A 25,981-nucleotide genomic window follows, 5' to 3' on the forward strand; every position below is an offset into this window, starting at 1 on the left:
CCCAGGCTCCATTTTCCCCCGAACGTCTGAACTGTTCGCCCCGGTACCCGCCGGGGTGTTTTGTCTTTGAGCGCGTGGGCACTCTAAGCCCCATGACAAAACGTGCCGCTAACCTCGTCATTGCCGCCGCTGATCCCGTCTCCGCTGAGAAGAGCGGTGCCTGGATCAAGTTGATGCCCGCCGGAACATTCACACTGCGAGATGATCGTGGTCCATTTACTTCCGGTGACAACGCCTCCATGGAGGCCATAGTCGAACGTACCAAAGAGCATCTCAGCGCAACGGAAATGATGGTCGATTACGATCATCAGGTTCTAGCGACCGCTGAGGATGGTGGTGCTACCGCCAAGGCAGCGGGGTGGATCAAGGAATTCGAAGTCCGCGACGACGGCATTTACGGCCTGGTCGAATGGACCGAGGCAGCTGCCAAAGCCATCGAAGCGAAGGAGTACAGATATCTGTCTCCCCTCTTCATAACCGACAAAAAAGGCCGCGTCATTCAACTGTTGAACGTTGCCTTGGTGAACATGCCGGCAATGGACCTTGAAGCAATTGCCGCACGAGCTGAGCTCACCCTCAACGAAGGACCTAACATGGACCCCATTCTGAAAGCCCTCGGCTTGTCCGAGGAGGCTTCGGACGCCGACGCCCTGTCGGCTATCGAAGCCCTCAAAGCCGGTCAGGCATCGATCGCCGCTGCCGCCGGTTTGAAAGAAGACGCCGGAGCGGAGGCAATCGCCGCCGCTGTATCTTCCGCCGTGAAGAACTCCAAACCCGATCCGGCCAAGTATGTCCCGGTCGAACAGGTCAATGCGCTTCAGGAGCAGTTCAACGAACTGAAGGAAGGCATTGACGGTGACAAGGCGGAAGCTGTTGTCGCGGCCGCCATCAAGGACGGCAAGCTTGTTCCGGCTCTGAAGGATTGGGGACTGGATCTTGCAAAGAAGAGCCTTGACGAGTTCGAAGCCTTCGCAGCATCCGCGCCCGTCCTGACCAAGTCGCAGCTCGGTGACAAGGACACCACCAAGGACACCGCGACGGCGGAAACCCCGGAAGCGATCGCGGCCGCCGCTACCGCTTACCAGAAGAAGCTGCAGGACCAAGGACAGGAGATTGATTTCGCCTCCGCCGTTGCAGCCGTCCAGGAGAAGAAGAAATGATCCCGACTTTCATTCGCTCTTATCTGGCGTCTGCAGCTGTCGCCCAGTTCCGCATTGTCACCTTCTCCGACGCGGCCAACGTCAACGAGGTCGCTCAGGCGACCGCCAACACAGAACCTCTGCTCGGTACGTCCGACAAGATGGGTGCGGAGCTTGGCGGTATGGCCGATGTCATTCGCGGCGGCCTCGGCTCTGTCGAGTTGGGCGGGCCGGTGAATGCCGGAGATCCGCTCACCTCCGACGCGGAGGGCAAGGCAGTCGCTTGCGCCGCCGCCGCAGGTGAAACCCGGCACTATGTCGGATTTGCCGATGAGCCGGGCGTTGCCGGTGACGTCATCGACTACTTCCACGCTCCCGGAATTATCCCCCAAGGCTGATCCCGGCTCGTTCTCTATTTGACCTGAAGAGGTAACAATGGCTCCCATTCGTCCCTTTGTCGTCGATCCGGTCCTGACCGCGATTTCGATCGGCTACCGCAATCCGGCGCAAGCGCTGATCGCGGATCTCTGTCTCCCCTATCAGCCAGTTGGTGCCGAGAAATTCGGCTGGACCGAATACCCGCTGGCTGAGGCGTTCAACATTCCAGACGCCAAGGTCGGCCGGCGTGGCCGCGTCCAGCAGCTGGAATTCGGCGGCACGCAAAAGACGGCCGAGGTTGAAGACTTCGGTCTGGAAAGCCCGATCCCGTACACTGATATCGATGCTGCCAGGGAAGCCCGCGAGCGCGGAGTTTCAACCTATGACCCGGAAGGCCACTCAACGATGATGTTGACCGACACGGTCGCCAACATCCGTGAAGTGCGTGTCGCCGGCCTGATGCAAGACCCGGCGAACTATGCAACCGGTCGTCAGGTTACGCTCGCCGGTAATGATCAGTTCTCCGATTACGCGAACTCCGATCCGATCGGTGTGATCAAGAACGCTTGCGAGTCAACGCTGGTGTTCATGCCGAACACGATGTCCATGGGCCGCTCGGTATGGTCTTACCTCTCGTCGCACCCGAAGGTAGTCAACGCTGTGAAGGGGAACCTGACGAACGAAGGCATCGTCACCAAACAGCAGTTTGCCGATATCTTCGCAGATTACGGCATTCGGGAAATCCTCGTCGGGGATGCTTGGCACAACACCGCCAAACCCGGCCAGGACGTCAGTCTGGCGCGGGCCTGGGGCAATCACATCTCCCTCTTTCACAAGAACCCGATCGCCAGCCCTCAGGGCGGCGGCATCACCTTCGGTTTCACCGCGCGTTACGGAACCAAGTTCTCCGGGCGCATTGAGGACCCGAATGTGGGGCTCAAGGGCGGTGTCAACATCCGGACCGGTGAGCAGGTGAAAGAGCTGATCGTCGCAAAGGACGTCGGCTACCTCATCCGCAACGCCGTCAGCGGCTAAGGGGGCTCTCATGGCTCGGAGATCAACACGTAAAACTTCACCGGCGAATGCAAAATCCACTGCTAAGAAAACTTCTGAGGCCGACACCAAGCCGAAGGACGAAACCGCCGGTGAAACCAAGCCCAAGGATGATCCGGAGAAGAAGCCGGAAACTCCTCAGGCCACAGATGCCAATCAGACGGAACCGGAGGACAAGGCGAAAGCCAAGCCGGAAACTACGTCTGACGAAGGCGAGACTAAGTCCGAAGACGGTTCGCCGCCTGAGGTTTCCAATACCGAACAGAAGGACAAGGCTGAAGCTTCGTCTGGCGAAAGCGAGACCAAGTCCGGGGGCGGTCAACAGCTCGAGGCCTCCGATCGGACAGGCGCGACTGAGATCAAGACCGACCACGAGAACTTCTTAAACGACCTCGAACCGGAAACTGTTCCCTGCATCGTTACCTCGCCCCTGCGGTTCGGTGGCAAGCACTACAAGATTGGTGACCTGGTCGATCTTCCGGAGGATCAGTTCAGCAAACTGGAAGATATGGGCGTCGTCGAAGAAGACTCCTAGCCAGCAATCCAGCGGGGAGCGCCGCGAGCGGGAAAGGCCATATGCGGCCTGGTCTGACCCGCGAAGCCCAAGCCGGCCCCTAACTCAGTCACCGGCAAACAGCGGCAACGAATTTCACCTAATTGAGGAACCGCCGTGGCCTACGTCACTCAGCAAGACATGATCGACCGGTTCGGTGAGCAGGAATTGATCCAGCTGACCGACCGGACCAATCGACCGGCATCGACGATCGATGCAACGACTGTTGCCGCCGCGATCGGCGATGCTGAGAAGCTTGCCGACAGCTATCTGGCAAAGCGCTACGCTCTGCCCTTGACCCCGGTTCCGGACGTTCTCGTTCCGATCGTCGCCAACATCGCCCGCTACAACCTTTATGGCGAGCGCGCAGAGAAGGACAGCGCGGTCACCCGCAACCACAAAGACGCGTTGACCTGGTTAAAGGATGTTGCTGCTGGCACCGTCCAGTTGGAAGCCGCCGGCGTTGCCTCCGGTCAATCTGCAGGCGGACAGGTTCAAGTGTCCGCACCGGAGCGGATCTTCTCCCGTGACAGCCTCGGGGGATACTGATGGCCGGGATCCGCGAGACGCTCACGATCGAAGACAAGGAAATCAACGCCGCGCTCTCGCGTGTTGTAGAGGCCGGCGGCGACACTTCCGCCCTCATGGCTGACATTGCCGGCGCAATGCTGTTTTCCGTTCAGCGCCGCTTTGAAACCGAAAGCAGCCCGGACGGCACCAAGTGGCCTGCACACGCCCCGCGCACCGCTAAGGCCCGAGCCAACCGTAAGACCCGTGGCAATGCCCCGGTCACCCCAAAGCTGCTCAGGGACAAGAATGTTCTTTATAAGTCGATCACGCCCGACAGCAGCGAAAGCGAGGCTGCCGTCGGCACCAATGTCGCCTATGGCCGCATTCATCAGCAAGGCGGAGCGATTACACAACATCCGCAGTCACGGAAAGTCCGGTTCCGCAAAGAGGGCAATCAAGTCCGCTTTGCCAAGAGGGCTCATAAACGGGCCTACGAAAAGACCGTCACCTTTGGCCCGCGCACCATCGTCATCCCCGCGCGGCCCTACCTCGGCTTTTCTGCCGATGACCGGGAAACGATCCTGCGTCTTGCCGGCGACCACTACAACGCAGCGATTGCAGGAGGTCGGCCGTGAGCCTCGTTTCCGAAATCGTTGAGCGTTTAAAAGCTGGTCAAACGGTCTTTCAAACAGTCGCCGGCGCGATCGAGTTTTCCATGCTGGAGAAGAACATGCTCGCCGCGCCGGGTGCCTATGTCATGTCGGCCGAAGAAGCCAGCGGCGAAAACGAGCGCGCCACGGGCAAGGTTCTGCAGCGGCTGGAAAGCGACATCGCCGTCGTCATCGTCGTGGAGAACCTATCCGGCACGCTTGGCGCTCCGGCCGGTGACGAGTTGGAAGACCTGAAAAAGTTCGTCCGATCCCGACTGATCGGATTTGAACCGGCGAGCGCTGAAGAGCCCGTCACCCATGTTTCGGGTGCACTGATCAAAGCCAGCGGCGGGACCGTCTGGTTCGAGGACGTCTATTCCGCACCTTCTCTCCTGGAGCAATCGTCATGACAGACAAACCATACACACCGCGCACGGGCGGTCGCTACGAGCGCGACCAGGACACCGGCAAGCGCACCCGCGTCGAGGGCACTGAGCGGCCGGCGCAAAACCCCACTCCGGCGAAGCCGGCCAAGACCTCCGCCAAACAGAAAAAGGAGGGCTGATCCATGGCCACGCGCAAATATCGCAAACTTGCCCTGCTCGCCAAGATCGAAGTCTCGGAAGCAACGGACAGCGTTCCAACCGGCGCGGACAACGCCATTCAGGCGAATGACGTATCCATCACACCGATGGCCGGTGACGAAGAAACCCGCGATTTGATGTTGCCTTACCTCGGGCACCAGGGCGTGATCCTGACCGGTGACTATGTCCAGTTGGAGTTCTCGGTTGAAGTCGCCGGAGCCGGTGCAGCGGGCACGGTTCCGCCCTATGGCGCATTGCTCCGGGCATGTGCGCTGTCCGAGACCATCACACCCGCTACCTCGGTTGCCTATGAACCGGTTTCCGATGGCGAGGAAAGCATCTCGGTCTACTTCAACCAGGACGGCGTCCGACACGTCGCGCTTGGTGCGCGCGGTAACGTCACGGTTGAATTCGTACCGAAGCGGATCCCGCGTTTCCGTTTCACCCTCATGGGTCTGCTCGGCACCATCACGGATGTCGCCCTGCCGACCATCGACCTTTCCGGTTTCCAGACACCGCGCACAGTTTCCAAAGCAGCCACCACGCTATCGCTTCATGGCGCTTCGCGCGTTGCAGAAAGCCTGTCGATCAACTTGGGTCAGCAGATCGAACCGCGTTTTCTGATTGGCGATGAACGGATCCAGCTCTCAGATCGCAGCGGGACCGGTACCGCCATTGTCGAGGCCGAGCCGCTCGCTTCGGTGAATTGGTTCGATATCGCCAGCCAGCGAACCGCAGGCGTCCTTCAGCTGGTCCACGGCACCGTTGCCGGCAACATCGTTCAATTGGATGCGCCGGCAGTTGAGATCGGACGCCCGACCCAAGGACAGACCCAGGGCGTCGTCAACTATTCGCTGCCGCTTATGCTCAAGCCGAGTGCCGGCAACGATGAGCTGGTGATCACGGTCAAGTAGGTCACTGCGATGCTCACCAAGTCAGAAGCGTTGTTCGTTGCCTTCATCACAGCTCTGCTCATCCATGCTGGTTCTATTGCCTATAGCGCATATCAAGATGGCCAGTTGGTTGACGCAATGGACAGCGCAACAGCGGAAATGACCGCCAGCCGCAAGTTTTCCGCCATGTGCCAAAAACCACCCATCCGTTGAGGCTCTCCCATGAATTTCAAAATCACAGACACCTATCGCTTTTGGTGGCCGGTCACGGTTCGGATGCCGGATCCCAATAACGCCGGCGCAATCATCGAACAGAAGTTTGAAGCCCTGTTTGAAGCCTTGCCGGAAGATCGCGCCAACGAGATGGATGAAGCCTTCGCGGCGCTGGAAACCGCAAAGGACCGCAAAGCCCATCAACATGATGCCATCCGCGAGATCCTCAAGGACTGGCGCGGTGTCATTGCCGAGGACGAAAGCGAACAGCCTTTCACCGAGGACGCGCGCGAGCAGTGCATCCAGTCCACCTGGTTCCGTATCGGTGTCTATGACGCCTATGCGCAAGCCATGCGCGCCGAAGAGGCCGGAGACGGTCCAACGGTAAAAAACTGAAAGAGGCCGCGCGGGCATGGGCCTATGCCCGCAGCGGCCAGAGCGATCCGTCCCAGCCATCCAGCATCGACCCTGATCTGGCTGCAGACTTTGCAAATCTGGGGGTGCGGATCGCCCCTGAAGCAATCGAGCAAAAACTGGACGCATTTGAGGTATGGCGGGTGAACTGGAAAGCGGTCACATCCTTTTTGACAGTGGAAACACAGTGGCGGGTTGCGGCCGGCTTCTCGGACTTCCGCTGGCTTGGGCTTGATTACACTGCTGTGGCCGCTGCCCTCCGTGGCCGTTCCGATCGCGCCTGGCACCGCCTTCTTTGTGAACTCCGGATCATGGAAGGTGCCGCCCTCGAGATCCTGAATGCGGAGCAATCGTCATGACTGCGCAACCGCTCAGAATGGCGATGCTGGCGACGCTCGACAGCTCGGGCGTCAAAACAGGCGCCAATGACGCCAAGAGTGCTCTTGCCTCGATCAGCACAGAAGCAAAGAAAGCCGAGACCTCTTTGCGGGCGGCGATCGATGCTCAACTCGGCATCGGGGGGACCAACACCTCGGCTAGAGCCGCCGATATCCAGAACTATGGCAACGCTCTCGATAACCTCAGGGCCAAATACAATCCCCTGTTTGCGGCTCAACAGAACTATGAGAAAGAGCTCGCCGATATCCGAAGGGCGGAGCGGCTTGGGGCATTGTCCACCAAAGAGGCCGCCGCCGCGATCGAGCGCACCAAAAACAGTTACGAAAGTTATGTCGCCAGGTTGAATTCCGGTCAGGCCGCTTTGGCCGCGCATAACCAGAGCACACTTGCCGCCACCAACTTCACCCGGCAATTCGGCCTGCAGGCGGCAAACTCCAATCAGCTTGCGGCTCACGAAGCCACTAACCTGTCCTACCAGATGCAGGACATTTTCGTCAGCCTGACGTCTGGTCAGTCGCCCTTCATCGTCATGGCGCAGCAAGGCAGTCAGGTTTCCCAGATCATGGGCAAGCGCGGCCTTGGTGAGATCCTGCCGGCGCTTGCAGGCGGCATCGCCTCCTTGATCAACCCGACCACGTTGCTCTTTGCCGGTCTTGTTGCCGGTGGCTATGCCGGTAAAGCGGCCTTTGATGCGATGCGAGGTGAAGTCAAGGAACTTGAAACCGTCCTGGACGATCACACCGACTTGGTTCGCCGTATCAAGGACGCGTATCAGGAGGCGGAGGACGGGGCAGTTTCATACGCTCGGGCCGGAAGCCGGGCTCTCGAACTCGATCGGGTCAATCAGGAGAAGGCGGAACGAAAAGCTCTCGATCGGGAATTGGAAACATTTCTGGACGCTCTCGGGCCGAATGAAGTCAAGCTTCAGGGCCTCGGTACCGCAAACGAGATCTATCGCCAGACACGTGAAGCGATTGACGATCTGATCGCTTCTGCGCGAACCGGTGACCCGGAGTTTGCCCGCCTGCAGGAGCGCTTGGCGGAAATCGCCTTGTCGCCGGAATTCACTGAAGGCCAGCGCAGTTCGTTGTCGTTCGTTGCCGAGCTGACCAAGGCCGGCGTTTCTGCCGAGAAGGCGCTGAAGGAAACCGCCTCCGGATTGGATCAGATCGGCAAAGGCTTCGAGGAAGTCACCAAGAAAGCCAAGGAATACCGGAAAGCTTTTGATCGGCTCAGAGACGGAGATCGCAATCTTGGCCGGCGGGATCTCGCGCGTGAAGACTATAATGAAGCCGTCAAGGTCGCACAGGATACGCGCGAACGTGTCCTGGCCGAACGTGCCTTTCGGGAGCGCCTGCAACGGATTTCGGATCAGGAAAGTGCCCGCCGTATTCCGGTGCCAGGTAAAAAGCCGGTCAACATCGATCTTGGCGGCGAAGCCCGGGAACTCCTGAAGACCCAAGAAGAGCAACTCGCCAAGCTCCGCCTGGAAACCACGCTCATCGGCTCTACTGATGCTGTGCGCCGGCGCGCGCTGGCAACGCTGGAGGCGGAAGTTGAAATCCGCAATGCCGGCATCGATGCGCAATCAAGAGAAGCCGACCGGATCCGCGAGAACGCTGCCGCGATCGCAGACATGACGTCCGAGCTGGACAGGAGCGCCGAAGCTTGGGAAACGGTCAAATCAACCGGCGAGCGTTCGATCGACACACTGGTCGACAAGCTGTCTTCCGGTGATATCGAAGGCGCAATCACATCGATCGCTGGCGATATCTCCAAACAGCTACTCACCCTTGGCGCTGCCAACCCGCTTAAGAATGCCCTTTACAACTCCGGCCTGCCGACCTTTGCAGATACCGGCGGTGTTGGTGGTTTCTTCCAAAGCCTGCTGGGCGGTGGACCACTGGCGACCGGCAGCATGCAGGTTCAAGCGGCAACAGTCCTGGTCAACGGTGAACCGTTGTCCGCTTTCTCCGCCTTCAACAACATTGCGTCCAACGACAATCCGGCTTTCAACCTCGCGGCCGGCAACAGCAACTCCAATGTCAACAGCCGCTCTGTCGCCGGTCAGGTATGGAATTTCTTCAAGGGCAAGGGCCTGAAGAACTTCCAGGCGGCTGCCATCCTTGGCCACGTGAAAGCCGAGAGCGCGTTTAATCCGTTCGCCGTTGGCGATGGTGGCAATGCCTTTGGCCTGTTCCAGCACAACGATCGTCGCTTCAATCTGTTCGATGCGATCGGTGGCCGGAAGAACCTCGGCAACGTCCAAGGTCAATTGGACTTTGCCTGGCAGGAACTGATGACCACGGAAAGCCGGGCCATGAAGGCCCTGCTCGGCAGCACTGATTTGCGTGGTGCGACTGCCGCCTTTGGTGGTTTCGAGCGCCCGGCCGGCTTCTCGTGGGGCAATCCGGAAGCCATGCACAACTGGACCGGCCGTCTTGCAGCCGCTGAGGAAGCCTTGTCTACGTTCGGTGGCGGCCTCGCGAACACGACATCCGGGTTGACCAGGCTGGACGGTGGCCTTGGCTCTGCTGTCTCCGCTCTGGCAAACGGTTCCGGTTCTCTTGCCAACACGGCAACCAGTTTTGCCGGTCAGTCAGAGACCCTTGCCGGCAGTCTTTCAAACGGGCTTAAAACCGTCTTTAACGGACTTGGCGGTGAAGGCGGTGGCGGTCTTGGCGCTTTCTTCCAATCCCTCATATCCGGCATCGGTGGCATGCTTGGTTTTCAGGGCGGTGGACCAACCGGCCAAGGTTCTGACACGGACGTAAAAGGCCTGGTCCACGCCAATGAGTTTGTCTTCAGCGCGCCGGCGACCCGGCGGATCGGCGTGAAGACGCTGGAAGCCCTGCACCGCGGTTCCCTGAAAGGCTACAAGGAAGGCGGTTTCGTCACCTCCTATGCTTCACCGTTTATGGCCGTCAACACTGGGAACAGCAATGCGGCCGGAGCAGCTCCGGTCAGCATTGCTGTTCATAACTATTCCGGTGCGCAAGTGGACGTCCAGGAGCAACGGGATGAGCGCGGCGGTCGCAACATTCGGTTTGTCATCGCCGAGCAGATCGCGGACGGCATCAACACGCCGGGCGGTGCAGCTCAGAGAACACTTCGCAACAACTACGCCTTGAGAAAACGGAGGGTGCCCCGATGATCCTTCGTTGGCCTACAGAGCTGCCATTGCCGGAGCGCAATGGCTACCAGCGGCAAGCGCAAGACTCTCGTATTCGCCGCCGTCGCGAGGCGGGTCCTCCCCGATCGCGCCGGCGCTTTTCGTCTGTTGCCCGGTTCGTCTCACTAACGATCGATGTGGACCGGAACCAAAAGGCAGTCTTCGACAACTTTTATGAGCACGACACGGCGGAAGGGTCCTTGCAGTTCATCATGCCGGATCCGACCACCCATGGCTGGCCCTTGCTGACAACAACAGGCGCAGCGCTCCTTGATCCCGATGGTGAACCATTGCTGATCGCTGCTTTCTGGCTTTGCCAGTTCGGTGAGCAAACGCCAGCGGAAATTATCCGTGGCATTCGCTTCCAGATTTCCTTTCCTGTGGTGGTGTTGCGATGAGACGGGTCTCTCTCAATCAACGTCTCTCGTTCGAGGAGGGCTCGACGGAGGAGATCGAGGTAGCGCTGTTTGTCTTTGAACACGAGGACCTGGACGAACCGGTCAGGATTTCAACCGACCCAACCGAAGAGCTTTCCCTTGACCCTCTAATTCGCGGAACGCGTTCGACCTTCAATGGTGCCAATCCGGCCCACCAACCTTATCAGTTCGCGTTGGTCTCGACCGATCTTCCAAGCGACATGGAAGATGCCCCGGCAGCGGCAACGTTGACACTTGAAAATGTCGACAGCGACATGGCCGAACTCCTGCAATCGATCACGACACGGGCAACCGTCCACATGGCGATCGTGTTGGCCTCTTCTCCCGACCTGATCGAGGCAGAGTTTCGAGGCATGAAGCTGCTCAGTGCCGAAGGCGATGCGTCTGAAATCACGCTTTCCATCAGCCGCGAACCGATCGAGGAAGAAAGCTTTCCGGTCGATCGCATGACCAAACAACGTTTTCCTGGGCTGCACAGATGAGCTGGAGCAACAAATACATCGGCGTGCCATTCGAAGAATTCGGCCGGGATTGGTCGGGGGCTGATTGCTATGGGCTCGTTGTCCTTGTTTATGGTGTGGAGCTCGGTATCGAGCTGACGTCCTATGTCGGTGAATATGTCAGCTGCGAAGAACGCGCGGAGATCAACGGTCTGTTCAATCAGGCAATCGATTTCGGCCCCTGGAACGAGGTCGAAGGACCGGCGCAAACCTTCGACGTTGCTCTCTTTCGCAGAGGTCAAACCGCTGCACATTGCGGGCTTGTCGTTGGCCATGGTCAACTCTTGCATGTCTCCGGAGAGGATCAGGCGAAACATGAACGTTATGCGCCCGAGCCCGGAAAAAATCGGCTGATCGGTCACTTCCGGCACAACAGAATGATGGGGATGCTTCATGACTGATTGCGTCCCTGTTCTTGCAGCTCCCCTGTTTGATCCGGGCGAAGGCCGGATCAGCATAGAACTGCCTTGCGGTCTGACCCTTGCCGATATCGTTGCGACTGCGCTCCCTGCTGCCGTCAACGAAGATCTGCCGATCCGAGTTGTCCTGGTCACCGACAGCGGCTCCGCTGTCATTGATCGAAAGAACTGGCAATTCGTGCATCCCAAAGCGGGCGTGCGCGTGGTCATCCGGGTGCTTCCCGGCAAAAACGCCTTGCGCACCATCCTGCAGGTGGTTGTCACAATCGCGGCTGTTGCCCTTGGTCAGATTTGGGCCGTGCCGATTGCCGGGGCTTTGGGCATCTCTGCCGGTATCGTTTCTGCGGGCCTGACGCTTGGCCTGTCGGCGCTTGGAAATCTCCTGATCAATGCACTTGTCCCACCGGCGTCGGCAAACCCGGCATCGACAGGCGACAGCGAAACGAAACAGTCTTACACGATCACGGGCTGGAGAAACCGGCTGGCACCCGATGCTCCCGTACCGGTCGTGCTTGGCAAGACCCGGTATGCGCCACCGTTTGCGGCGATCTCATACACAGAGGTTGTCGGCGACCTTCAATACATCAGGGCAATCTTCAATTTTGGCTACGGCCCGCTCGCCCTTTCGGACTTCAAGATCGGTTCAACGGATCTCGATGAATATGACGAGGTTGAGATCGAAGTCCGCGAGGGGCGGCCGGATGACGAGCCCGTGTCTCTTTATCCAAGTCAGGTTATTGAAGAGCCGGTCGGAACGGATTTGACCAGGCCGCTGCCGCGCAGTGACGCCGGCAACGTGATCTCCGGTCCCGCCATTGAAGAACCGGTGGTGCGTTATTCGGCATCGAACGCGACCGGGTCTTCGGTCTTGATCCAGTTTCCCTCGGGCCTCTTCCACATAGATGGCAACGGTAATCGTAGAAACATCACCGTCTCGGTCAGGATACGGTATCGCGCAGTCGGCAGTAACGATGACTGGACTACTGTCACAACGCTCAACATCAGGGCATCCAAGCAGGAGTCCTTTTTTCGTCAGCACAGCTGGGAATATCCGGAGCGCGGTCGCTACGAGATAGAAGTGACCAGGATGACGGGTGAACGGACAAACAGCCGCAGTCAGGACCGGTCCGTCCTGATTGCGGTTCAATCGTTCCGGCCGGAATATCCGCTCAATACGGACAAGCCGCTGGCGCTGGTGGCGGTCAGGATCAAGGCGACTTATCAGCTGAATGGCGCTCTGGACAATCTCAGTGCGATTGCCTCTCGTATCTGTCTGGATTGGGATGCTGCGTCCGAAACATGGATCGAGCGGGAGACCAGAAACCCGGCCTCTTTGTACAGGTGGGCGCTTCAATGTGGAGCCAATGCCTATCCTGTTCCTGACAGCGCGATCGACCTTGATCAATTGGCCGAATGGCATGAGTTCTGTGCCGACAAGGGACTGGAGTTTGGTCATGTCCAGGACGCGGATCTCTCCCTGTCTGAAACGCTGCAGTTGATTGTGGCTGCAGGACGGGCAACTCCCCGTCACGACGGGGTCAAATGGGGTGTTGTCATCGATCGGCCGCAAGACCTGGTTGTTGATCACATCAACCCGCGCAACTCTGCCGGCATCAGGTGGGCGCACACCTATCTGGACCCGCCGCATGCCTTCCGCATTCCGTTTTTTGATGAAACCAACGATTACGAGCCTGCCGAGCGGATTGTCCCGTGGCCCGGCTTCGGTGGTGACATCACGCTGACCGAAGAGGTCGAGTTTCCCGGCAAGACCAATCCGGACGAAATCTGGATCGAAGCGCGCCGGCGCATGTATGAATTGCTTCATCGTCCCACGCGGTACAACGCACAACAGGACGGAGCTGCCAGGGTTGCCACCCGTGGCGACCTTGTCATGGCATCCTTCGACGTCCTGAGCCGCTCTCAGACGGCCGGTCAGGTTCTCAGATCTGAAGACAATCTGATCGAGCTGGATGAACTGGTGAAGATGAAGGATGGCGGCGATTATGCCGTTCGCTTCCGCGCGGGGCTTTCAGAAGCCGACACGATCGGCAAATCCGTTGTTCGGCGCGTGATCTACGAAGAAGGCGAGACCTCGCTTCTCCGGTTCAAGGAAGGCGGAGAAATGCCCGGTGAAGGCATGATCGTTCACTTCGGTCCGGTGGCATCTGAAAGCCGGCCCCTGGTTGTTCATGCCGTTGAGGCCGGCGAAGACTTCACCGGCAATTTCACGCTTCTGGACGCTGCACCGATCATCGACGAGCTGACAGACGCCGAAGTCCCACCGGCATGGTCCGGCCTGGTCGGCAGTGAAATCGAAAACCCGCTTGCCATCCCGGCCGCACCAAATTTCACGTCCATTCAAACCGGCCTGACCGGCACGGGGGATGTTGACGGCCTGGAGGTGCTGCTGGAGCCCGGTTCCGGCAGTTCTGCCGTTCTCGGCACTTTCGAAATCGATCATCGTCAATCCGGTACATCAGACTGGGATACAATCACAATCCCGGTCGCGGAGGGAGGTGTTTCGATCGAAGGCTATGCCAACGCCGATACCGTCGATCTGCGCGCCCGAGCCTTAACACCGAACGGAACGCCTGGGCCTGACACCACTGTGATCGCCGTTACGATCGGCGATGAAGATGCGGGGCTGCCGCTCGCCTTGGGCAGCGGCAGCGGTGCCAACGGTGACGTAGCGCATGTGCAAATAACCATCGTTACCCAAAACGACCCCAACGTGGTTCAGGTCGAAATCTACCGGGCTCCGAACGGCGTTGCGCTTGACCGCGAGACCCATTCAATCGGTGCTCCGGTCGCAGTATCGAAGTCGTCAACGCTGGGGCTGATCGACGGCGATGCCACCGGCCAGGACCCAAGCCTGCTACCGGCAGGCACTTACGACTACTACCTCGAACCACAGAACGAAGACGACATGGCCGGCCCGCTATCCGGCCCGTTCACAGTCACTGTCACCTAGGAGCCATCGCATGGGCATTCGGACAAATAATCTATCGCCTTCGGCCTCGGTCGATGAAGTGGTCGGTCATGTCGATCTGGATGGCGAGAAAAGTCTTGCCGTCGTTCCGGTCAGCAAACTCGCGGCGCAGATGGAAGCAAAGCGCGGACCAAAGTTCGAACTGCAATCCGAGCTCTTCGCCGATCTTGACTGGGTGGAAGGTTCTGAAGCACGCGTCTGGGGCGATCCAACTTTGGAGAACCGGGGCGTCTACACGAAATCGGGAGCGCCTGGTACCGGTGCCTGGACGCGGATCGGGCCTATTCCCGAAACCGACGTTTCTCATGCGCTGCGCGTTCCCGAAGACGAGTTCGTAACACCGTTTCCGGACGCCGCCACACGCGCCGGCACCGTGCCGATCTTCGATGAAGAAGGCAACCCGAAAGCCGGACCAACAGCGGCGGATATCGCCAACGCGCAGACCAACGCGTCAGATGCTCAAATAGCTCGCAACGAGGCTGTAGCTGCCGCCTCTGGTCTGCATGTGCCGACCTATGACACGCTGGATGACGTCTCCAATATCGATGTCCCGCAGGGCCGGAACCGTTTTGAGGTTGGCGGTCACAGCACAGAAGGCGACAAGGGCAACGGCCGTTATGGCCGGGAAGCAAGCGAACCCTCGCACCCGGCCAAAAAACAGGACCAGAGCGGGGCTTGGTTTGCGCTCCGCGAACCGCGTGTACGGCTCCAGCACCTGGGCGGCGTTGCCGACAGTATCGACCCGTATCTCTTTCATGACGCGGACAGCTATCTTGCCGCACGCGCGGCGCTGAACGGTGGCGCTGGTCCGACCGACAACGCCGCCGCCTGGCAGGAAGCAATCTTGACAGCCTATGCCCTCAAGATCCCGGTTGAGATCGACGGGCACTTCTACGTGTCCGAGGGGGCGTACATGCCCAAGGGAACGGGCGGCGAAGCCTTTTCCCGCGATGACGGCATGGTTGTTTACGGGGCAGGTCATTCAAGCAAGCACAATTCGATTGCCACGGGTGGCAAGGCGGTTCTGTACCAGGAGGGGCTTGATTTCAATCCTGACGGCTCCCTTGATCCGGGCAGCTCGATTGGTACCCAGCACGTTGGACATACGGTCAAGCATTTTACTGTGGTTGGTGCCTGCGATTTCGAAACACACTGCAACGGCATCATTCTGGCAAACACGCGCACTTGCGAAGTTAGTGACATTCGCGGATACGGCTTTGCACGGGGCGCTCCGGTCACCATCTTCGGATTTTCCAAGGGTGGCTCATTCGGTGCGCATATCACCAAGGTCATCTCCGGCCATGATGCCTGGGAACCCGGCACGCAAAATCGTTCCTTTGCAATGATGGCCTACAACAGCTGCCGCTGGGGTGTCCGACTGCTGACCCGCGAGCATGACATCGGCAAGGTCAACGATCCGGAGGTTTACGCGATCCATTGCAACAACGCCCTGGAATGCGCGATCTCGACCAGACCGGCGGATTTTGGCGGAGCCGGGTCAACCAACTACGGGCCGGGCAACATTCGCGTTTATGGCGGCTTTGTCTTCGCGGAGCCTGTCCGAAAGTTCCGAACCGGCACACTCACGCAAGGCGGCGACAATCTCAATTGGATACTGGCTTTCGACGGCGCGCCGCCTGACGAAAATCTTGCGCCTGGCGGGAATGTGCAATGCGTGCTTCGTGCCGAAGCGGATGGCCGTATCCAATACCGCGAAATCACCGCGCACGAACAGGGCACCGGCACCGTCACCATTGGTTCCGCCTTCAACACGGCCGATCCGGCCGACGGGTCAGACTTCCGGGTCATGCTGACCACTGACGAGATCGTTGCGGACAACAATTCCCGCGCGACCTATCCGCGTGCGATGGATTTTCATTCAAACGAAAACATCCTGCTCAGCGGCTTGAATGTTGAAGAGGTGGAATGTCCGTTTGTCGTGCCGGATGAGGTTCGCCGCGTAACTGGTGTCGCCTGCCGGATAAAGGTAACCGATGGCGTCTATTTCCTGAAGGAAGATGGGACGCCGGCGGATCGTCACATCCGCTGGGTGGGCGACGGAGATACGATCAACTTTGGCAATGCCAAGGTCAACGAAGTCATTCCGGGCCTGATCCTGCATGGCGGGGACGACAAAATAACAAACCAGTCTTTCACCGGCGATGTGGAATTTGTGAAATTCGACGGCTTTGACACCATCACCCAGGTTCGCAATGGCATGTGCATTGTGCAGAACGCGGCTGCGGAGAAAGATGATTTCGGGTGGCCGGGTCATCGCGGTTCGACCGGAAACAACCTGGACTTTCCACGCCTCGTCATCGATCCGACTGACAGCGTGGCCAACCCGGTCTGGATGGGTCCTGGCTACGTCCCGGTTGGAAAGTCGGGATCGAGAGGGGAAGCCATGGTGGCTGAAACCGAGGTTGTTAATCTCGACGATACGCTTGCCAGCGCTCCGGGCGGCATTTGGCGGAAAGCAGACCCGACAGACACCTTCAAGGACGCGCCGCTACAAGCTTGCAGCGCCCATGATGGTTCACCGGACCCAAGCGGCTTTGTTTGGATCAAGGTGCGGGTGCGTGCGGGGTAACTGACGGACGGTCCGGATTGCGGGGCTTCGCTGAACTCGAAATCTATGATCGCTTACGTTTCCGCTTAACTAATCGAACTTTGATTTTCGGATTTGCCTCAAGTTTTTGCCGCAAAACTCTGCTGGCTGGATGGCCAGGAATAAATGCAAAGTGAAGGTCATTGGCGAGTTCTTGCCGGTCTAGCGCATCATTCGCCAATGAAATTAATTCATCTTCACGGTATTTATGAAATACATCAGAACGTTGAAGAGGAGTTTGCGAGAAGGGAGCATTTCGATCTTTTTTGCGCCTCTCACGATCCGCATTATCAATCGCATACGACTGGGTCCAATGGCGTGGATCTAGGAGCAGTAAAGTGTCATCTCTACGAGCGTCATATCCCCATAAATGATGGGTAAATTTGTTTCGAATTTCTTTTCCGCTTCCTTCAAAGATTGCCTCCTTTGAGGCGTGATACAAATCGTATTCATCAACGGTAAGTGTGCTTTCAGCCAAAGCCGATATCGCACTATAGCGAGTTGTTGGATTTATGATTGTTTCAAGCATCGAGGCAACGGCAACATGCTCCGACTTTAGGAAGTTAGATGCGAGATTAATGAAAGTACAATCGATCCAGGCCCAGGTTGAAATAACTGTGTTTACGTATTTGGCTAACCCCGGTCTCTCGTTGAGAGCTCCTGGGTGAAACACTGCACTGGGCTCATCAGATCCAGTTGTCATACGAATATACCCCATTGGCAATTTAGGTCGGCTTAGAATGGAATCTAAGTGCGAGGCGGTCGGTATGGCGGCCAATCTTTCCGGATCTTTCTCTTTTTCTCTTGGTTGTCGATCCAGGCATCGTATCTGGGAAGTTCAGCCTCCAGCCTCTCCGTAGCTGCCTTCAAGGCGGAGATCAGCTCACGTGCGAAGTTTCGCCGGTCTTCCATAAGGTCGATAGGATCTAGCGGGGTGCCGTAGTAGAAGTAGCTCGGATTTGTGCCTTCCTTGTAGCCGTCGTAGACGTGCTCTGAGAGCTCCCTGGATCTTTCGAAATCAAGGTATTCGTGGAAGGCAGCCATCAACTCTGAAATTGAAAGTGACATGGCTCCTGTCGGCTTGCCTTCTGTGCCACGGTTCACATGAAGAAGGAAATTATTGTCGCCCTCTTGATCGGTCATTGGAAAGAACTCGACGGGGCCGACAGCGGGTTCTGGAGCCTTGTCTTCCTCACGAGCTTCATAATATGCGTTGATATCGAGATCTTGCTTTTTCAGCTCAGCTCTTCTTTCACGAAGATCCTTAGGTTCAAAAAATACAATTGCCATGTTTGGTGCCCCAAAACTTCACTGAGGTATTAGGACCATTTGACGTTCACCGTTGTCAATAATGGGGTGACAAAGCGGCCTGCATCCAGATCGCCCAACAAGAGGCTTTTAGTGGCGGCTTAAATGGCCTCTAATTCCACTTTCAAATGAGGAGCTGAAATACAATGTGTGGCCGCTTCACCCAGGTCAGACCTTGGCGCGAGATCCATGCGCTCTACCGGCTGACGGATAAATATGCTGAGCGAAACACGGCCGCCCGCTACAACATTGCTCCCACACAAGACGTGCCGTTCATTCATCTCGACAGGGACGGCAATCAGGCGGTCTCAGACGGCCGGTGGTGGCTCGTGCCGCATTGGGCGAAGGAGTTGCAGTCCAAATACCCGATGTTCAACGCGCGGTCCGAGGACGCTGAGAAAAAGCCCGCCTTCCGGGACGCCTACAAGTCGCGCCGCTGTCTTATCCCCGCAGACGGCTGGTATGAGTGGACTAAGGGTGAAGACGGCGGCCGGGATCCGTGGCTTATCCACTTGCCCGATATGACCCCGTTCTCATTCGCTGGCCTCTGGGCCTACAACACCACGCTGGATGTGACGTCCTGCACCATCCTGACCGCGCCCGCCGTCGCGCCGATTGATCAGGTCCACACCCGCATGCCGATCGTGCTTGATCAGACCGAATACGATGCTTGGTTGGATCCGCACACGCCTGTTGTCGACGCGAAAGCACTGCTCGGTCATAACCTCGGCTCACAGTTTGAATTCTATCGGGTCGGCCGGGAAGTAAATTCCTCCAGGACCGAGAACGATCCGAGGTTGATTGCTCCGGTTACGCCAAAGCTAGGATGAGGTTTCAGTCTCCGGAGCGCATGCGCATGAGGTCGCATATCATTTTGGGCATAAGAGTGTGCTCAGTTGGAATGTGCAGGGCTAGTTGAATCAACCTATGATGCTCCCAATGTATTTTCGCGCGGTTTCCGCGCCGTTTTTTGTTGGGGGCCAAAATGAATGAGAATTCCGACAGTCGTGACTGGGGCAAGAAGCTTTTTAAGTACGGGATTCCTGTTGCAGCCGTCTTGTCACTCGGTTGGTTCGTTTATGCTGTGTTGATCGCCTATCCTCAGGTGACAGCATGTACAGCTAGCTGGATGACAGTGAATGCAATCGGGCCATTTCCTGAACAAGAAATTGCACAGTTTAATTCCTGCTTGAAGCTAAATGAGTTTGGCGACTATCTAGCTGGCAGCTTTGCGCCGCTAGCTTTCTTATGGTTGATCATTGCTGTGCTAATTCAGTCCCGAGAACTGAAAGCCCAGCAAGATGCACTAATGGATCAGCTAGTAGAAAGCAGGAAACAAACAAACTTCCTTCATGCTGAGCAAGCGACGGCAAGAGCAGAAACAAACTCAAAAAGGTTTGAAAAGTTTTTGAAGCTAGTAAGGCTCGCATTGCAAGACGTCAATCGTGGCTCACCATATACCCGAGACGCTGACGATGTGACTTTCATGCGATATATGGCGAAGAAAAACGCGGACAGCATTGTCAAAGCGATTGCAGTTTTGAAAGGAGACGCCAAACCACTCCACGGGTTCCACCCTGAAAGCATCGTAGAATATGCCAAGAAAATCTATCCATACATAGACGAGCTAAGATCGCTGGAACGCATACTTTCCGCACAGGATCTTGAGACCTATAGGGCATGCCATATGCCGGAGGTTTTGGAAGCTCTGGACGAGTTAGACAGGTTCATCGCTCAACAGGCCGCGCAGAATGAAAGAGAACCAGCGACATAGGGAAACAACGTTAGCCACTCTTAGAGACCTGAAGCGCGCCGGCTACCGGCTCTATGGCAACTGCTATTGCGGTCATGGCTGCGAGTTGGATCTTGATCTGCTGATTGCGAGATACGGCGCAGGCTATGTCTTTATTAATGAGCATCGCATTGAGCGGTCGCTCGTCTGCACGCGCTGCGGTCGACCCGGTGGCAAGCTCACACTGCAGCCGCGCTAACTGTCAAATCGAAACAGTTTCTCCTTGCCAACGTCTACTTCGAAATGACAGAAATTCATCGAGAGTATTAGGCTAAAGGGACCAATATGTCGGCCGATTTTCTACTAGGGGTATTCCAGACTGCCATTGGATCGGGTCTTGGCTTTGGGTTAGGCATAATCGCGTTCCACTATCAGCAGGAGCGACAAGCAGAAATAAAGAAAAGTGATGATTGGAAGCAAGCGCTTGATGCTCTCAACCGTTTGAACATTGCCGCCGGGTCAAACATCGAAGCTCTTGCAAATACGAAGCTGCAGTTTGTCAACGACATGCGACCCGAAATCGAGGCAATGAAAGCGGCTGTCAATAATGTGTATGGCTCACCTTCAGCGGATCGGTCGGAGAGAACCCGAGAACTCCATCGCCTGTCCGAGACCATGCGTTACTTTCATATGAGTTTGCAAAAAACCTCAGTCATGGTGCCACCTGACACACTGGAGTACTCTGCTCTCATTCGAGAGATGCCTGCATTACCGTTGTTCGTTCACCGTGCTATGGGCATGATGCAAGAGCTCAACGAGCGAATTACATCAAGAAACGTCCTAATCCATGAACATGCTCGCGAAGGAGGGACCGGCGCCGGAATGAACGCGGAGCGAGTGGTTTATTTTGCTGCGATGCTAGCAGATGAAGGTATAGCGATTTGTGAGCATGTCGACTTCGCACTCTATTTTTGGATGTTGGTTCGCGAGCAGGTCGCGGCCTACATGTCGAAGAAGGCCAAAGGCGAAGATTTCGTTCAATACCAACTCCTGCCCAGGGCCGAGGAAGCCATGCCCAATGAGGATCTGTTTCCACTCATGCGGGGGCAGCTAGTGACTTTTGAAGACACTTAAAATCTGTATGCCAAATGAAGTTGCGCGATTTGCCAAATGAAGTTGCGCGCTACACCTCCCGCGATACTGCAACGGGTGACATGCGCGCTACAGCAAAGCACAAATCCCCAACCCACAGGCAACTGAGTCAGGCACGAATTCAAATATCAGGAAAGAAGGAAAATTGGCTGGGGTGGCTGGATTCGAACCAGCGCATGGCGGTACCAAAAACCGCTGCCTTACCGCTTGGCTACACCCCAAGGCCGTGGGAACGCTGTATAGCGATCTCGTTTCAGAAGCGCAAGCCTCTCCTGCCCCATTCTTTTGATCCTTCCCCCCGGTTTTCCCCAGTTGCATATCGAGCATTGAAAAATCGGCGATTTCCCGGGTTTATTCCTTCGCGACAATAGCCGTGGGGCTCGCGAATTCTGCCGGTTTCACGGGCTTTGCCGTTGCTATCTGCCTGAGCTTGTTCACAGTTTCAAAAAAATGCCGTTCGCCGAGGTAATTCTCTTGCGGGAACAGATCAGCTTTGCTAAATGACCCTCCACGCAGCGTGGGCTTGCCCCGCTGTTCCCGATGGGTTTACCCTTAAACCCAAACATATAGTCGGAGTGTAGCGCAGCCTGGTAGCGCACCTCGTTCGGGACGAGGGGGTCGGAGGTTCGAATCCTCTCACTCCGACCATTTCCTTCCCCTTCTTGAAGCAAGCTGTTTCCTGTCGCTCTCAACGCGCGATGATCCTTTGCGGATGCCGGGTTGTTCGGCTTGCCGGGACCGCCCTCTCCTGTTTTCACCCTCGGTTGGAACGGGGCTTACTTCCAGGCCCTTATGCCCCGCGCCATTTGTCCTTTCCGGCTGCGGGACAAGTGCAGAAGTGCCTTATCTTTCAGCTCTTCTTCCGGGCCTGATGTCCCACACCCTGAGGTCCGCCAGGACCTTCACGGTCGCGGCCAGAACAAGAAGGCACAACGCTGCTTTCGTCATCGTTTCCATGGTTCCTTCGATCAGGATGGCATGGACCACGCTTCCGACAACGATGACAAGAGCAAGCGATGTGTGCGCGAGGCGCCAGGTGCGATGGCGAAGGTGCAGGCGGCGGCGGAACAAGGCCAGAAGCGCAGCGGCGAAGACCGCCCACATGGCGACCACGCCCCAGACGGAGAACGGTGTTGGCGAGCGGAACAGAAGCACGTCGATCACGTCCGGCGGACTGGTGATCCAGAGAGCGCCGACATGGATAACCACCGCCGCGACCAGGGCAGCACCGATCCAGCGGTGAACGCGCCGTCCGCGAATGGCCGGAAGGCCGGGCAGAAATCCCCCGGCCAACAAAGGCTGGAGCAGCAGAAGCGTCATGGCAACAACGCCCGCGAAACCCGCAGCGATATAGATTGGGCCGCGCCACTGGAGGAGCGGACTGGCCGCGGCGGCGGCAATCGGCACACCAATGACGGTCGCGAGGCCGACCCAGGTCAGGATCGCGCGGAAGCGGCTCATTCGCATTGCGATCAGGTCAGGTCAAACGGGCTGAAGGACGAAATGGGCCTCCAGGCTGGTGTCTCGCGCGCTCGGCATCACCGGGCGCAGGAAGACGGTTTCGAAGTCGCCGCTGTCATAGGCAAGATGACCATGGGGCTGGCCGAAAGCGGGAACGATCTGCGGCATCTCGAGACGGAAAATGCCGTTGGCATCGGTGAGCGTGGCGCCATGGCTTTGCGGTTCACGCTCATGTCCTTCGGTGGTATGGGCCCAGATCTGAATGCGCTGGCCCGCGAGCGGCTTGCCGTCTCCCGCGCGGCGCACTGTGCCGAACATCCAGAAGCCACCACCCCCGATCCGGTCGACAATCGGAGCGCCGGGACGATAGTTGTTTGCCCCGCCGCGCATGGTGCGCGTCGGTGCCAGCCCTTGCGCCCTGGCCGGAACCAGAAGCCTGGAGACCCCGGCCACCGCAACAGCACCGCCAGCGGCCAGCAGGGTACGGCGGGAAAGCAGGTCGGTCGTCATCTCGATATCTCCTGTCAGGCGCGGGAGTGCCCGATCGTCCGAAAAGACCGGGCGTCACCGTTACCGGATTATAGCGCGTTTGCGGCCATTTCCGAGCTTGCGGCGGCGAAGAGCCTGAAAACAACTTTCACGGTTGCGTGAAGTTTTGACTTCCTTGGAGATCAAATCTGCCACCGGCCACTTGCATCCCTCAATCAAGGGCAGCCTCACAACCTGCAAACTGTTGCCGGTACGGCCCTTCGATAGGTTCAAGCCCTTCGTAGAGAGCTTGTCCTTCTTTTAGATTTTTTGGATTTTCCGAACTCAATCGCAAACACAAGACACAGCACCTAGGCGCAGGTCCAATTTGCCTATCGACATGGTTCAAACCCGGCCGTCTTTGTTTTCGCCGGGGTCCGTAACAGTGTTGCTTGCAAGAGTGGCACCGGGTTCAAAAGTTGCATACATGCCCGCGTCAGAAACCGGTGCAGATGTTGGCGTACCTGCGTTCTGTTTCGCCGGCAATTTCTGCTCAGCAACACCCTTCGGGTGTGCAACACCTGAATGATTCTCACTCGGGTCTTTCCCAGCGCTACCGGGATCAACCTTCGGGGCTGTTCGATGAATACGTCGGCCAAGCTTAAAACCCAGTTCATTGGCAAAGAGTGCACCGGCCACGCCGATACCCAGCGTCAACAGAAGCCACGCCATCGTCACGAATACAGGGCTAACGCCAAAGTTCTCTGCCAATGTTTCTGTCATTCGATTTCACTAAGTTTCAGCCCACCCAAAAGCTGCAACACAAAGCAAATCACAAACCCAGTCAGGTAAATGAGGATTGCCTGCGTCGCAGCGACCCCATCTAGCGACCCTCCGCCATTCATTGACGGATCAAGTATACCATACCACACATTCAGAATAGGAACCAAAGAACCGGCAACAATTGCCCCTGCGGCAACAATGTTGATGAAACTTGAAAAGTGTTTGATCTTTTCCTTTTCCGCCTCAGACATTTGCGCACCTTTTCGTTTACTTGCGCACGACCACCAAAACTGAACCCTCAGGCGATAGACAACTATATCAGATTTTCGTGTATTCGAGGAATCCTTCAACCCAAGATTAGAAAATGAGGTTGATTTAGCAGGAAACAGGAGAACTGAACCTGACGGAGAAGAATGGACTTCGTTTGCACGTCGAAACTCAGTTCGCAGAACCACCATCCCTTGCGGTGCTCTGTCGCACAATCACCTGGTATCCGAGATCGGCGACCGCACTTTCCGGCTCAATCCCTGAGAGTGCATTTCCCATCCAGCGCATGGCTTCGCGCCCCATATCCAGGCGGAAGGTGCGCACGGAGGTGATGGACGGGTTGGCCGCTGCCATCATTTCAAGGTCGTTGAAGCCGCAAATTCCGAACTCTTCCGGAATTTTCAGCCCGCGCCGCTGGCACTCGAACATCGCTCCAAGGGCAAGGTCGTCATTGTTGCAGAGGATCGCATCCGTCTCGGGCGCCTTTGAAAGAAGGTCGGCGACCAGCTCACCGCCCAGGGTCACGGTGGATGGGCGCGGCGTCGTCACGATCCGGCTCGCGGAAAACACCCCCGCCTCTTCCGCTACTTTCTGAAATCCCTGCAAGCGGCGCTGACTGCGCGGGTCGAGCCGGGCCGCAATGTAACCGGGCCTGCGGTATCCGGCTTCCAGTAGATGCCGGGTGGCCGCCATGGAGGCTTCCACATGGGAAAAACCGATCATCATGTCATAGGGATCCGGACCGCATTCCATGATCTGCAGGATCCTGCAATCGGCTGACCTGAGGAGATTTTCCGTCGCCTCGGACTGATCGAGACCGGACAGAATCAGTCCGGCGGGTTTCTGACTCAGGAAGGTGCGGACCAGGTTTTCTTCTTCAATCGGAGAATAACGCGAGTTGCCGAGCTGGATCTGCCACTTGGAACCTTCCGCTTCTTCATAGATCCCGCGCATGACATCGGAAAAAACGTTGTTCGTGACCGAGGGCACGATCACACCAATGACGTTGGTTTTGCCCGCCGCCAAGGCACTTGCGGCCGGATCAGGCACATAACCCAGCCGTTCGACAACGGCCTTTATCTTGTTCAGTGTCTTGACGGAAACCTTGTCCGGGTTTCGCAATGCCCGCGACACAGTCATAGCGCTAACACCCGCTTCCCGGGCAACATCAGTAATTGTGACTTTCAAATTACTCAGCCATTACAGATAGTTAAACGACAAAGATCCGCACCCTGAATACTACACCAGAAGAATCTTATTGACAAATGTTAGCGCTATCATTTTGATTGGCAGCAATTCGAAACCTGCTTGAGGACACAAATGCAAGACTCCATGCCATCGGATGACGGGAAAACGACCATCATCGTGATGGGCGTGTGCGGCGCGGGCAAAAGCGCGCTTGCAGAACGTCTTTCAAAGAGCCTGGACGTCGGTATGGTCGAGGCGGATGACTTTCACAGCCCGGAAAACAAGCGCAAGATGTCGGCAGGCGACGCCCTCACCGATGCCGACCGTCTGCCGTGGCTGGATGCCGTCAGCCTGGCCGCGCGCCTGCAGATCTATTGCAAAGGCGGAGCCATCGTTGCCTGCTCCAGCCTGAAACGGACTTACCGGGAGCGGCTGCGTGCCTCGCTCACGTCCTGTCGCTTCATCCACCTGACCGGTTCGCGATCGCTGATCAAGGAACGCCTTGCCAACCGGAAAGGGCATTTCGTCGGAGAAACGCTGCTGGACAGCCAGCTGGCGATCCTGGAGCCGCTGAATGACGATGAAGACGGCTTCACACTCGAAATTTCATCGCCCGTCGACCAGCTGGCCGACCGCGCCTTGAAAGAACTGCGGCAAGCCCCGCCGCCTGTTGAAACCATCGCCTCATGAACCATTGCGATGATGATATGA

General features: G+C 57.3%; 29 protein-coding genes and 2 tRNA genes. 23 read left to right on the forward strand and 8 right to left on the reverse strand.

The genetic code is table 11. From position 1 onward, the window contains the following. Positions 1-92 precede the first annotated feature (92 nt). The 18 genes from ABLQ08_RS03370 to ABLQ08_RS03455 all read left to right on the forward strand — a co-directional run bounded on the left by ABLQ08_RS03370 (position 93) and on the right by ABLQ08_RS03455 (position 16,893). Positions 93-1,160 carry a phage protease gene (locus ABLQ08_RS03370; RefSeq protein ID WP_352939586.1) on the forward strand — a complete coding sequence of 356 codons (1,068 nt, stop codon included), beginning with the start codon at positions 93-95 and terminating at the stop codon, positions 1,158-1,160. After that, positions 1,157-1,537, forward strand: coding sequence for a hypothetical protein (locus tag ABLQ08_RS03375; protein ID WP_352939589.1), 381 nt, complete (start codon positions 1,157-1,159; stop codon positions 1,535-1,537). The genes ABLQ08_RS03370 and ABLQ08_RS03375 overlap by 4 nt, the downstream gene beginning before the upstream one ends. 37 nt (positions 1,538-1,574) lie before the next feature. Beyond that, positions 1,575-2,552, forward strand: a complete 978-nt coding sequence (locus ABLQ08_RS03380) for a capsid protein (protein ID WP_352939592.1) — start codon at positions 1,575-1,577, stop codon at positions 2,550-2,552. A gap of 10 nt (positions 2,553-2,562) precedes the next feature. Continuing rightward, the gene (locus ABLQ08_RS03385; protein ID WP_352939595.1) at positions 2,563-3,105 is read left to right on the forward strand and encodes a hypothetical protein; all 543 of its coding nucleotides are present in this window, start codon (positions 2,563-2,565) and stop codon (positions 3,103-3,105) included. A gap of 135 nt (positions 3,106-3,240) precedes the next feature. Continuing rightward, positions 3,241-3,672 carry a gp436 family protein gene (locus tag ABLQ08_RS03390; protein WP_352939598.1) on the forward strand — a complete coding sequence of 144 codons (432 nt, stop codon included), beginning with the start codon at positions 3,241-3,243 and terminating at the stop codon, positions 3,670-3,672. Continuing rightward, positions 3,672-4,268 (forward strand): phage virion morphogenesis protein, encoded by a 597-nt coding sequence (locus tag ABLQ08_RS03395; protein ID WP_352939601.1) that lies wholly within the window; start codon positions 3,672-3,674, stop codon positions 4,266-4,268. Before ABLQ08_RS03390 ends, ABLQ08_RS03395 begins: the two co-directional genes overlap by 1 nt. Continuing rightward, positions 4,265-4,693, forward strand: a complete 429-nt coding sequence (locus ABLQ08_RS03400; RefSeq protein ID WP_352939603.1) for a phage tail terminator protein — start codon at positions 4,265-4,267, stop codon at positions 4,691-4,693. Before ABLQ08_RS03395 ends, ABLQ08_RS03400 begins: the two co-directional genes overlap by 4 nt. Next, positions 4,690-4,848: a hypothetical protein gene (locus tag ABLQ08_RS03405; protein WP_352939606.1), complete on the forward strand. Its 159-nt coding sequence runs from the start codon at positions 4,690-4,692 to the stop codon at positions 4,846-4,848. The genes ABLQ08_RS03400 and ABLQ08_RS03405 overlap by 4 nt, the downstream gene beginning before the upstream one ends. 3 nt (positions 4,849-4,851) lie before the next feature. Beyond that, positions 4,852-5,781: a phage tail tube protein gene (locus tag ABLQ08_RS03410; protein WP_352939608.1), complete on the forward strand. Its 930-nt coding sequence runs from the start codon at positions 4,852-4,854 to the stop codon at positions 5,779-5,781. Between the two features lie 9 nt (positions 5,782-5,790). Beyond that, the gene (locus ABLQ08_RS03415) at positions 5,791-5,973 is read left to right on the forward strand and encodes a hypothetical protein (RefSeq protein WP_352939611.1); all 183 of its coding nucleotides are present in this window, start codon (positions 5,791-5,793) and stop codon (positions 5,971-5,973) included. Between the two features lie 9 nt (positions 5,974-5,982). Beyond that, complete coding sequence (locus tag ABLQ08_RS03420; RefSeq protein ID WP_352939614.1) at positions 5,983-6,369, forward strand: hypothetical protein; 387 nt, start codon at positions 5,983-5,985, stop codon at positions 6,367-6,369. Between the two features lie 104 nt (positions 6,370-6,473). After that, a complete protein-coding gene (locus ABLQ08_RS03425; RefSeq protein WP_352939616.1) occupies positions 6,474-6,746 on the forward strand; it encodes a DUF1799 domain-containing protein in 273 nt (90 codons plus the stop codon). After that, complete coding sequence (locus tag ABLQ08_RS03430) at positions 6,743-9,940, forward strand: phage tail tip lysozyme (protein WP_352939618.1); 3,198 nt, start codon at positions 6,743-6,745, stop codon at positions 9,938-9,940. Before ABLQ08_RS03425 ends, ABLQ08_RS03430 begins: the two co-directional genes overlap by 4 nt. Continuing rightward, a complete protein-coding gene (locus ABLQ08_RS03435) occupies positions 9,937-10,356 on the forward strand; it encodes a hypothetical protein (protein ID WP_352939620.1) in 420 nt (139 codons plus the stop codon). The genes ABLQ08_RS03430 and ABLQ08_RS03435 overlap by 4 nt, the downstream gene beginning before the upstream one ends. Beyond that, positions 10,353-10,877, forward strand: coding sequence for a hypothetical protein (locus tag ABLQ08_RS03440; protein ID WP_352939622.1), 525 nt, complete (start codon positions 10,353-10,355; stop codon positions 10,875-10,877). The genes ABLQ08_RS03435 and ABLQ08_RS03440 overlap by 4 nt, the downstream gene beginning before the upstream one ends. Next, positions 10,874-11,296, forward strand: a complete 423-nt coding sequence (locus ABLQ08_RS03445) for an NlpC/P60 family protein (RefSeq protein WP_352939624.1) — start codon at positions 10,874-10,876, stop codon at positions 11,294-11,296. The genes ABLQ08_RS03440 and ABLQ08_RS03445 overlap by 4 nt, the downstream gene beginning before the upstream one ends. Next, positions 11,289-14,285, forward strand: coding sequence for a TipJ family phage tail tip protein (gene gpJ, locus ABLQ08_RS03450; protein ID WP_352939626.1), 2,997 nt, complete (start codon positions 11,289-11,291; stop codon positions 14,283-14,285). Before ABLQ08_RS03445 ends, gpJ begins: the two co-directional genes overlap by 8 nt. 10 nt (positions 14,286-14,295) lie before the next feature. Beyond that, positions 14,296-16,893: a hypothetical protein gene (locus ABLQ08_RS03455; RefSeq protein ID WP_352939628.1), complete on the forward strand. Its 2,598-nt coding sequence runs from the start codon at positions 14,296-14,298 to the stop codon at positions 16,891-16,893. 43 nt (positions 16,894-16,936) lie between these two features. Here the strand turns inward: ABLQ08_RS03455 and ABLQ08_RS03460 are convergent, their stop codons facing one another. Both ABLQ08_RS03460 and ABLQ08_RS03465 read right to left on the reverse strand, forming a co-directional pair. Next, positions 16,937-17,614 (reverse strand): hypothetical protein, encoded by a 678-nt coding sequence (locus tag ABLQ08_RS03460; RefSeq protein WP_352939630.1) that lies wholly within the window; start codon positions 17,612-17,614, stop codon positions 16,937-16,939. 44 nt (positions 17,615-17,658) lie between these two features. Further along, on the reverse strand, positions 17,659-18,201 hold the full coding sequence (locus ABLQ08_RS03465; RefSeq protein ID WP_352939632.1) for a hypothetical protein: 543 nt from the start codon (positions 18,199-18,201) through the stop codon (positions 17,659-17,661). A gap of 164 nt (positions 18,202-18,365) precedes the next feature. Here ABLQ08_RS03465 and ABLQ08_RS03470 point away from each other — a divergent pair, with 164 nt between their 5' ends. The 3 genes from ABLQ08_RS03470 to ABLQ08_RS03480 all read left to right on the forward strand — a co-directional run bounded on the left by ABLQ08_RS03470 (position 18,366) and on the right by ABLQ08_RS03480 (position 21,085). Next, positions 18,366-19,049 carry an SOS response-associated peptidase gene (locus tag ABLQ08_RS03470; protein WP_352939634.1) on the forward strand — a complete coding sequence of 228 codons (684 nt, stop codon included), beginning with the start codon at positions 18,366-18,368 and terminating at the stop codon, positions 19,047-19,049. Between the two features lie 155 nt (positions 19,050-19,204). Continuing rightward, positions 19,205-19,993, forward strand: coding sequence for a hypothetical protein (locus tag ABLQ08_RS03475; protein WP_352939636.1), 789 nt, complete (start codon positions 19,205-19,207; stop codon positions 19,991-19,993). A 303-nt stretch (positions 19,994-20,296) separates the two neighbouring features. Next, positions 20,297-21,085: a hypothetical protein gene (locus ABLQ08_RS03480; RefSeq protein WP_352939638.1), complete on the forward strand. Its 789-nt coding sequence runs from the start codon at positions 20,297-20,299 to the stop codon at positions 21,083-21,085. 164 nt (positions 21,086-21,249) lie between these two features. On the opposite strand, the gene ABLQ08_RS03485 is transcribed toward ABLQ08_RS03480, so the two are convergent. After that, positions 21,250-21,324 (reverse strand) — tRNA-Gln (locus ABLQ08_RS03485). A 350-nt stretch (positions 21,325-21,674) separates the two neighbouring features. Here ABLQ08_RS03485 and ABLQ08_RS03490 point away from each other — a divergent pair. Continuing rightward, positions 21,675-21,751: transfer RNA gene (locus ABLQ08_RS03490), tRNA-Pro, on the forward strand. Between the two features lie 195 nt (positions 21,752-21,946). Here ABLQ08_RS03490 and ABLQ08_RS03495 read toward each other — a convergent pair. The 5 genes from ABLQ08_RS03495 to ABLQ08_RS03515 form a co-directional block, all read right to left on the reverse strand. Then, positions 21,947-22,564, reverse strand: coding sequence for a ferric reductase-like transmembrane domain-containing protein (locus ABLQ08_RS03495; protein ID WP_352939639.1), 618 nt, complete (start codon positions 22,562-22,564; stop codon positions 21,947-21,949). Between the two features lie 21 nt (positions 22,565-22,585). Continuing rightward, a complete protein-coding gene (locus tag ABLQ08_RS03500; protein WP_352939641.1) occupies positions 22,586-23,074 on the reverse strand; it encodes a twin-arginine translocation pathway signal in 489 nt (162 codons plus the stop codon). Between the two features lie 363 nt (positions 23,075-23,437). Further along, positions 23,438-23,815, reverse strand: a complete 378-nt coding sequence (locus tag ABLQ08_RS03505) for a hypothetical protein (RefSeq protein ID WP_352939642.1) — start codon at positions 23,813-23,815, stop codon at positions 23,438-23,440. Next, complete coding sequence (locus tag ABLQ08_RS03510) at positions 23,812-24,066, reverse strand: hypothetical protein (protein ID WP_352939643.1); 255 nt, start codon at positions 24,064-24,066, stop codon at positions 23,812-23,814. Before ABLQ08_RS03510 ends, ABLQ08_RS03505 begins: the two co-directional genes overlap by 4 nt. A 187-nt stretch (positions 24,067-24,253) precedes the next feature. Next, positions 24,254-25,270, reverse strand: a complete 1,017-nt coding sequence (locus ABLQ08_RS03515) for a LacI family DNA-binding transcriptional regulator (RefSeq protein ID WP_352939644.1) — start codon at positions 25,268-25,270, stop codon at positions 24,254-24,256. 132 nt (positions 25,271-25,402) lie between these two features. Between ABLQ08_RS03515 and ABLQ08_RS03520 the strand changes: the two genes are divergently transcribed. Further along, positions 25,403-25,960 (forward strand): gluconokinase, encoded by a 558-nt coding sequence (locus tag ABLQ08_RS03520; protein WP_352939645.1) that lies wholly within the window; start codon positions 25,403-25,405, stop codon positions 25,958-25,960. Positions 25,961-25,981 lie beyond the last annotated feature (21 nt).

This window comes from Roseibium sp. SCP14, from assembly GCF_040329475.1.
Classification (GTDB): Bacteria; Pseudomonadota; Alphaproteobacteria; order Rhizobiales; family Stappiaceae; genus Roseibium.